The sequence below is a fragment of the Bacteroidales bacterium genome, assembly GCA_013141385.1.
Lineage (GTDB): Bacteria > Bacteroidota > Bacteroidia > Bacteroidales > Tenuifilaceae > UBA8529.
Map to the genome: position 1 here is coordinate 81,031 of JABFRB010000009.1, position 8,567 is coordinate 89,597.

Consider the following 8,567-nt stretch of genomic DNA (forward strand, 5'->3'; position numbering starts at 1 on the left):
ATAAATAATAATGTAACTAAATAACATCTATAATATAAATAAAATTTATATATTTGCTTTATGATTTTAATATGTATATATTTAGGTTATAATATATTTATTAATGATCCTAGATGTTGATATAAACTCATTTATTCGATTTGAAAGTGATTACACTGTTTAATGAACGAGTTTTTGATCTTGTCTTTTCTTTTTTTATAGAACCTAATATGATTATAGGTTGAGTTAATCCAATGATAACGCAAAAAAAGGATGAAAATAAACTCAAAAAATTAAACGAATATGAATAATTTATTAGAAAAAATTGAAGAGGGATTGGTCTCTGACTCTAACTCTAGAACGTTTTTGTTGGAAAGAATGCCAAAAAACTCTATTTGTGCTGAGGTAGGAACTTGGAAAGGCGATTTTTCGCAAAGGATGATAGATGAAACAAATCCTAAAAAGATATATTTAATCGACCCTTATATGTATGTTGCTGATTATAAGTACGCTTTGTATGGTGGGTATTCTGGGAGTCAAGAAAAAATGGATGAGATATACCAATCTGTAGTATTTAGATTTTCTAGCATGATCGAAAGAGGGCAATTAGAGATTATAAGGAAAAAATCAGATGAAGGACTTGGTAGTCTTATAGATAATACGTTAGATTGGATTTATATAGATGGTAATCATACTTATGAATATGTTAGGAACGATCTTCTTGGGTCGTGGGGAAAGGTTAAAGTGGGAGGTTTTATAACAGGAGATGATTATGGGTTGCCAGGTTGGTGGAACGATGGAGTAAAAAAAGCTGTGGATGAGTTTATAGATTTTAAACAGAATTCCATAGAGATTATTGCTTTTATAGGTGCGCAATTTATTCTCAAAAAAATAGAAGACTAGAAACCTGTGTGATTTTTGAAATAGGCTGGGTGATATAAGATACAACACAATTACACAGATCATCAAATTTGTTAAACATAAGCAGGAACAATAAAAAACTGCCGGTAGGGATTAATCCAAACCGGCAGTTAGTATTTTTGGTAAAACCTACCCGTAAATCTGTTTTTTTACCTCGGGAAGATTAAGTTTATCCAAAGTAACCTTTAGGGGTACTGATGTGGTAGGATCCCATCCCATTGCACCAAAGTAGGCTTTTTTGGCATCATCCCACATTAAAACGTTAGGGCTATAGGCATTGGGACCATCGTTCATGGCTGGGTTTCCACGTGCACGTTCTGGCATTCTGATTTTTGGTACATCAATATTTTCGCGCAGGTTAAACGCATGTCGGATGGTTTTTATCCTTTGACCTGTGAGTAGATAATCATCCAAAGTGTTATTCCACCCAGTGGTGGCATTTATCCATTCAACAAAGGGAACCATAGGTCCCAAGTAGAATCCGAAGTTGCACAATCCCATTGCATTTATAATATCTTCGCCGCAGCTTGCATTCTTAAGGGAAGTACCCATTTCGCTATCGGTGGTGGATTGCTGTGAAAGGTTGTACTTGGGTTGAAATTTAAGTTTTTGGTAGTATTTGTTGAGAACTTTGGAGTTGAGATCTGTTTGCTTTTTTTCCTTTTCTATGTATTCATCTATTCCCGAAAAGGTGCTGGTATGTCTACCGGGGGTGGGTTCTACCTCGTAGCCAACACCCAAACCTAATCCACCCTCTTTGTTTCTTGAATCGTGCATTGGCAATTCCTGCCCATGAACGTGCATTGCGGTAAACTCCTTATCTTGAAGTTTGAGATTTATTAAAGCTTCTTTAAGTCCATCTTTTAGCTTTGCACCAAAACCAGTGTTATTGGCAATTTGCTTTACCAGTTCCATTACGGCTTTACCGTTTCCCCATTCTAATTTTAAACCACCGGTTGTTTTATCGTTAATATATTTTTTCTCATATGCTTCAAATGCCCAGTTGATGGTTGTTGCGCAGCTAATGGTATCTAAACCAGCCCTGTTGCACAATTCGTTGGCAGTGTAGATGCTCTCAAGATCATTATTTAGTAGTTGTACTCCAAATCCGCAAAGGGTCTCGTACTCGGGTCGGTGAGTTTCCTTTAGTATTTTATTTCCAGGAACTTCACAAATACCACCGCAGCCAAAGGGGCAGCCATAGCAGGAGTATTTTTCCTTTTCGTATTTGGTAACCTCAAAGGCATTAATCTTATCAGCAACTTCTTTGGGAAAATCTTTAGTTCCAATACCCATCCAGTTTTTAACGGGTGAATCGCCGCTTTCGGCTGAATCGGTAAGAGTTCCGGCAGTACCACAGTTTTTCATGGTTTTACCAAAGTCGTTTAGGTCGTTAACCAAACCCTTGAGTAGGGTTGTGGTATTCTCCCAAACTTTATCGGAATTGAACTCCTCCGCATAATGAGTTCCCTTAACGCACAAGGCTTTCAGGTTTTTAGAACCCATTAAAGCTCCAAAACCGCTTCTGCCAGCAAGTCTACCCTTAGCATTTACAACACCCGATATAAGAGAGAGATTTTCTCCGCCAGATCCAATGCTAATTACCCTATAATCATTTCCGTGGGTATCTTTAAGCATTGTTTCTGTGTCAACTGCATCAACCTTTTTCCACAGATGAGAGGCATCTTTAAAGGTAACTTTGCCATCATCAACTAGGATGTATACAGGCTGCGGGCTCTTTCCTACAATGTAAATGCCATCGTATCCAGCATTTTTGATGGATGGGGCAAAATCACCTCCACAGTTTGAGTCTCCCCAAGTATCGGTCAAAGGGCTTTTGCCAGCAAGTATCCAACGACCATTAAATGCAGCACGACCGTTAGTTAGCAAGCCACTCATAACGGCTAAAATATTATCGGGATCAAACTTTGACAGGCCTTTCTTTTGCCTATCGTATATGATTTTTGCAGCTAATCCGTATCCGCCGATAAAAAGTTGATATATTTTATCATCAATAACCTCTTCGTGTGAGGTTTTATCGGTAAGGTTTAGCCAAAGTATTTTACCATGGTATCCTTTTTTCATAGTGTTTCAGATTTTAATTTTTGGCAATGGAACTTATTTAGTCATCCAAACTGTTTTAAACTCTTGAGCCATATCAACTTGTTTCCAACCGTTCAATCGCATTGTTCTTTGCCATGTTGTATCTGTTGGTCCGTGATATGGAGGATAGGCATATTCGCGTATTGAGTCGTTATGGTTTAGAAGATATTCGGCATGAGGGTATTTACTGGTTGATGCCAAACGGAACATGCCAAAATCGCCAGTAGTATTTCCGAATGCAAACACAGGAACTTTTCCAATATGAGAGTAGATATTTAGGCTCTTCCCATCCTTATCATCTTTAGGAGGGAAAATCCCCTTGGCAATCATGAATTGTGTCTTTTTCTCTATGGGTTTATAAGAAGGCACTAGGATTTGAGTTGTCCCGATTAGATGTGCTCTGTCAAACCCAATTACTTGAGGACATACACTCCAGATTACCCCTTGAACCGAACCCGAAACAACGTAAATAGTGAATTGATTTTCTTTAAGATGTTTGAGTAATTCTAGCATGGGTTGGTAAAACATATTAACCAGAGGCATATTAAACTTTTGATCTTTTGTTTTTGATAAATAGATGCGGGCAGAATCAACATAAGCCTCATTATCAATACCAACATAGGCTTTCCAAACCATTGAATCGATATAGTTATAATAAGGCTTAACCGTAAAATTGGTCCAAGAGTTTAAAACCGATGGGTCAGCAGGGTTTTTCTCCAATTTTTTAGCGTACTGATATTCTGGGTATTTAAATAACTTAGGATCTTTTGCCGATTGTTGATTTAACCCGTTAACCGCAGCATACATTTCGAACCATAAAGGGGTTTCGCAGGCTATTGTGCCATCCATATCAAAAACGGCGATACGATTTTCAGCAGGTATCTCTTTTACAGCTTTATTTATGTATTCCAGGATTGATTTTTTTATTGGGGTTTCGTTCCATGAGGGTAAAGGATCTACTTGTGGTTTTTCCTGTGTGCATGAAGATAAAAGTGCAAAAGTGAGAATTGAAATAGCTAGGTAAAATTGAATTGTTTTCATGAGAATAATTTTGAGTTTTAGTTAAAGCAAGGTAAGAAATTTTCTCACCTTGCTTTGTATATACCTAGTTTGATTTTACTGGACGGTTTATATAATTTTCCATGTGAGATATCGGAAGGGTTATGAATGGTGCATTCCAACCACCTACACGTACCATGATATCCGAATACTTTAGCAATTTCTCCGAGGCTACTGTAGGATTTTCAATTAGATTGGCTGCTTTAGCAATTTCATATATCTCCTGATATTGAGGCGATGCAATAGTAATAGTCAACATGCCTCCATTTTTTTGTACAAAAGTTTTGATTATGCCATCCAGTAACGCATCCGATTCGAGGCAAATATCTGTGATTACACCAGCAGCAAAGCGATTTAGCCCTAATTGGCTGAATGTTTCAATTAAATTTGCTGGGGATGTATGCCAAGTACCTGAAGCAGGAGTGAAGTTTGGAGCTAAAGGATCGCCAGTATTTCTGGAAGCAGATGCGGCGTTTCCTGCTCCTTGCCAGTTATACTGTTCAAAAGTACCCATGCCCGCTGTAAATTTTAAATCGAAATCGGGGAGGATTGTTTGAAGTGCTTTACCATAATATCCCGCAATAGCCCTTAAAGCACAAATCTGCTTATTGCTATCACCTTTAGGATCTAAAAATACTTTATTGGCTAATGCTTTGGATTGGTTAACCGCATTAACAAACGTGTCTAAAATAAATTTAGCGATATCATTGGTTTCGCTATCATTACCAAATTGTGGACTGTTAGTGAAGAAATCGACTTTAATGGAATCGAATAAACGTTGGGTTTTAAAGTCGCCAGTATCACCAGCAGTGTAATTAAAACGTAAAGCCATCAGCACATCTGATAGTTTGTATTTCTTTTGATCAAATACCCATTTCTTAATTGCTGCTGCAGTGTTAACCATATCGGGAACTCCTCCTAGTACTGTACCACCCAAATTATATTTTGCACCACCCCATGATTTATCGCGACCTTTTTCCAAGCATGTTCCAAATAGAGCGGAAACTAGGGGAGAGGGAACTACAAATTCGGAGGTGAGATAGTACATGCACATCGCTAAAGATGACTGATCAACAAAGAATTGAATTTGTTTAGTGAGTGAATTTTTCAGGCTATTATAGTCGGTTAATTCTCCAGTATCAATACTTAATTTTTGACCACGAAGTAGGGCAGGATTGGAGGTCAAAGCGGCACCCCGATTAAGTGTACACTCCATTATGGTCATCCCGTTTATCATGCCAAAAGTCCATTCACTTATCCCGTTAAGGATTGGTTCCCAACATCCATCAACACAATAATCGTTAGCCAATTCCTGATATTTTTTCAATTTGTCAGGTTTAGTTTCACCAAATGATAGTGCGCTAAGCATGGCAGGGATCATCACCTCATCGTTTAAAATGTATGGTAGATTTTTGGTCTCTTTAATCGATTCGGAAACAGCAGCATACAATTTAGCGGGACTATCTTTGTGTAACCTTACGTAGATACCTGGGGTGGATAGGTTCACATTCTTAAATGCTTCGAGGATGATATATGTACAATCATTCGTAGCATCCTTCCCCTCTGGGGTTTTACCGCCAATAATGATATTTTGCAGGAAGTTATTCAAACCTGCCCTTTGATCAAGGTAGTATGGATGAATACCAAGAGCAGCGTTATAATCCATATGATCCTGTGTAACTAAATATTGTGTTGTTAGATTAAGGCGACCAGCGGCCTTAATAATGAAGTTTTCAAATAGTTCGCATGCAAATGCCTTATCGGTCTCTTTTTTCAAATAGGGATTTAATACTTGATCGAGCCTACCAAGTGACATAAAATCCATTGTTGAATGCAAGCAGCAATGTACAAGCCATATACTGTGAATGGCTTCGTAAAATGTATCAGCGGGTTTAGCAGGAACTTTGTTGCAAATACGAGCTATTTCGAGCAATTCTTTTTTTCTTTTTTCATCCTTACAGATTTTCGCTTTTTCGGACGCAAGGTTTGCAAACCTTGAGGCATAGTCAATAACGGCTTTACAAGATATTATTATTGCTTTGTAGAATGCCTTTGTATCATAGGCATCTTCAATATCGCCCAATGCTTTTGGGTGTAATTTTTCCTCAGCATAATTTATTATGCTCTGTAATCCGTTTTTGAGAACCTTTTCGTAATTAATAGAATTATGACCAAGCAGGGACATTGCCGTTTTATTGGTGGCAGAACCAACTCGAAGTTCTTCCTCGGTAAGATAATTAGGGAATACTTTACCTAGCCCGTTTGAGCCCATAGGAATAGTCCCTGCTAATAAATCACCTTCCTCAATGTCGAAGCAGCGTGTATATCCAAAATCTTTTGTATTGCACATTGCTTTGAGCATTTCATCTACACCGTAAGCTCTACGGATCATTACATGTTCATTAGGATACATTTTGGCGACATCGGGGAGCCAGGCTCTTTTTGTTAAATCTGCCTGCTCATTCTTTTTAAACCATTCCTTGGTTCTGTCTTCAAATCCCCTTTTCATAAGGGTTTCACGTAGTTTCGCAATGCGTGGACTTAGTTCTGTTTTCATAACATTATTTGTTTTGGTTTTTTATGAATTAAAAAATCAATGACATACTTGTACATTTTATCAGCCTTACTTGAATTGTACTCAATCTGATTGGTTATTCCCATTGCTTTGTAATAATGTGAACTTTCGGGATTATAAGGTAATAATTCAATATTTTTGATCTTATATTCCTGTAAGATTTTTTTAGCTGAGTTAAGATATGATTTAGTAGTGGTAAATCCAGGTATTACTGGGATACGGACAATAATTTCTGTCTCAGGGCTTTGTGTTAAAAAATTTAGGGTTCCTCTGGTAATTTTTTCAAGATCTATGGAGGGTAAGGTATTGGCTCCAGTCAGAAGTCGCATTCCTACTAGCCATGTATCAATATATGGAAAAATGTTTTGAATATAAGGCAATGGAACTATTCCAGAAGTTTCTAGTGTGGTATGGAAACCTGATTCTTTACATTTTTTTGCCAGTAAAACCAGAGCTTTTGATTGGAGCAAAGGTTCTCCTCCGCTAAAGGTTATTCCTCCAATATTCTTAAGCAGTTCCAAGTGAGGTTCAATGGATTTAAATAGCGATAGAACGTTTGCATTCCTAGTTGGAAGAGAAAGTGCTCCTGTTTTGCAATTAGATGATGATTGTGGGCATGCTTCAATACATGCTCCACATTTAATGCAATTTTCTCTTTGTATAATATGCTTGTTTTCGATAAAACGATGAACATCTTGTTCACATGCAAGCTTACAACGTTGGCATTTTTTGCATAAGGAATCAAGGTAAAGTAGAGGACTTTTATTGGGTTGAGAATGGGGAGAGTGGCACCATATACATTCTAAGTGACAACCCTGTAAAAAAAGAACTAATCTTTTCCCAGGTCCATCATTTTCAGATAACCAGTCAATATTAAAATACGATATTTCTAAACCATCATTAATACTTTCGTATTTCATTTTTCTATTATTGAACCGTTAATTATTTGTTAGATAAATATGAGAATTATAAAATGTCTATATATAATTCATAAAATAACATATAAATATAAATGATTTAAATATAATAAAAAATATAATTATTATAATTCAATAAATATAAGTATTATGTGAATGGAGTTTTTGTTGTTTTTTTCAAACTATAAGTTGTCTAAACTATGATAAAATAAGTTGATAATATGAATCAATGTCGTTTTACTTAAATCCTTTGATTTCTTACGATTTAGGAAAACCCGTTAAACTGCTTAAGCAAAGAGAATTCTAAAATATTGTTAACGTTTTAATATTAATTTTAAAACAAATTAAGTAATAAAAAAATAATTTAAAAAGTAAAATAAATAGTTATTTGTTAGTTAAATGGAAATTTATTTTATGAATATCCGCTATATTACCTATAAGCAAAACACACTCCATTGTCATCCCGGGCGAAGTCCCGGAATTCCTTGAAAGAGATAGATTCCTGCATTATTCGCCTCGCTCATGAGCTAACGGTTCGCAGGAACCGAGCGTATTTTGCGAGTTCGCCGTAAGGCAATGATAATTTGGATTACTTATTCTTCTTTAGGTATTATTGCGGACAATCATTATATATTTTTTGTATAAGCAGTATAAAAATACAAAATACTTGCTCCATTTGACCTATAGCGCACCTTGCGGATTAGAAAAAAGCATGGGCACTTGTGGAGTAATGTGTTGCTGAGATAAAAAATACTAGAAATGTTAAGTCGTGAGAGATAGCATAGAATTATTGATTATCTAAGAGATTTAGACGGTCAAAGTCTTCAAATTTGAACTATATTTAAGTGAAATAATAATTATACAATTTCTTTAATAATTATAACAATAAGAGCCTGTTTAAATTTAATTTACTAGAAATAAGGCTATTGATTAGCTAATCCGATCAATTTTCCTGAGCTTGCACAAACTCCAATTTGAACAAGCGATGATAAAATACCAAACCAGCCTAACCA

Annotated in this window: 5 protein-coding genes; 1 reads left to right on the plus strand and 4 read right to left on the minus strand. The window is 36.2% G+C overall.

Annotated features, from left to right (window positions below; all coding sequences use genetic code 11):
* The first annotated feature begins 282 nt into the window (after positions 1-282).
* Positions 283-882, plus strand: a complete 600-nt coding sequence (locus HOO91_05425; protein ID NOU16982.1) for a class I SAM-dependent methyltransferase — start codon at positions 283-285, stop codon at positions 880-882.
* Positions 883-1,029: 147 nt separating this feature from the next.
* Here the strand turns inward: HOO91_05425 and HOO91_05430 are convergent, their stop codons facing one another.
* The 4 genes from HOO91_05430 to HOO91_05445 all read right to left on the minus strand — a co-directional run bounded on the left by HOO91_05430 (position 1,030) and on the right by HOO91_05445 (position 7,557).
* Positions 1,030-2,985, minus strand: a complete 1,956-nt coding sequence (locus tag HOO91_05430) for an aldehyde ferredoxin oxidoreductase (protein ID NOU16983.1) — start codon at positions 2,983-2,985, stop codon at positions 1,030-1,032.
* Between the two features lie 33 nt (positions 2,986-3,018).
* A complete protein-coding gene (locus HOO91_05435; GenBank protein NOU16984.1) occupies positions 3,019-4,044 on the minus strand; it encodes a haloacid dehalogenase-like hydrolase in 1,026 nt (341 codons plus the stop codon).
* 64 nt (positions 4,045-4,108) lie between these two features.
* A complete protein-coding gene (locus HOO91_05440) occupies positions 4,109-6,619 on the minus strand; it encodes a formate acetyltransferase (GenBank protein ID NOU16985.1) in 2,511 nt (836 codons plus the stop codon).
* Entirely contained in the window at positions 6,616-7,557 is a 942-nt protein-coding gene (locus HOO91_05445; protein NOU16986.1) for a glycyl-radical enzyme activating protein, read from the minus strand. The genes HOO91_05440 and HOO91_05445 overlap by 4 nt, the downstream gene beginning before the upstream one ends.
* Positions 7,558-8,567 lie beyond the last annotated feature (1,010 nt).

Excerpts from the sequence above, each read along its gene's own strand:
- HOO91_05425 (NOU16982.1), top strand. The coding sequence starts at position 283 with ATGAATAATTTATTAGAAAAAATTGAAGAGGGATTGGTCTCTGACTCT.
- HOO91_05430 (NOU16983.1), bottom strand. The coding sequence starts at position 2,985 with ATGAAAAAAGGATACCATGGTAAAATACTTTGGCTAAACCTTACCGAT.
- HOO91_05435 (NOU16984.1), bottom strand. The coding sequence starts at position 4,044 with ATGAAAACAATTCAATTTTACCTAGCTATTTCAATTCTCACTTTTGCA.
- HOO91_05440 (NOU16985.1), bottom strand. The coding sequence starts at position 6,619 with ATGAAAACAGAACTAAGTCCACGCATTGCGAAACTACGTGAAACCCTT.
- HOO91_05445 (NOU16986.1), bottom strand. The coding sequence starts at position 7,557 with ATGAAATACGAAAGTATTAATGATGGTTTAGAAATATCGTATTTTAAT.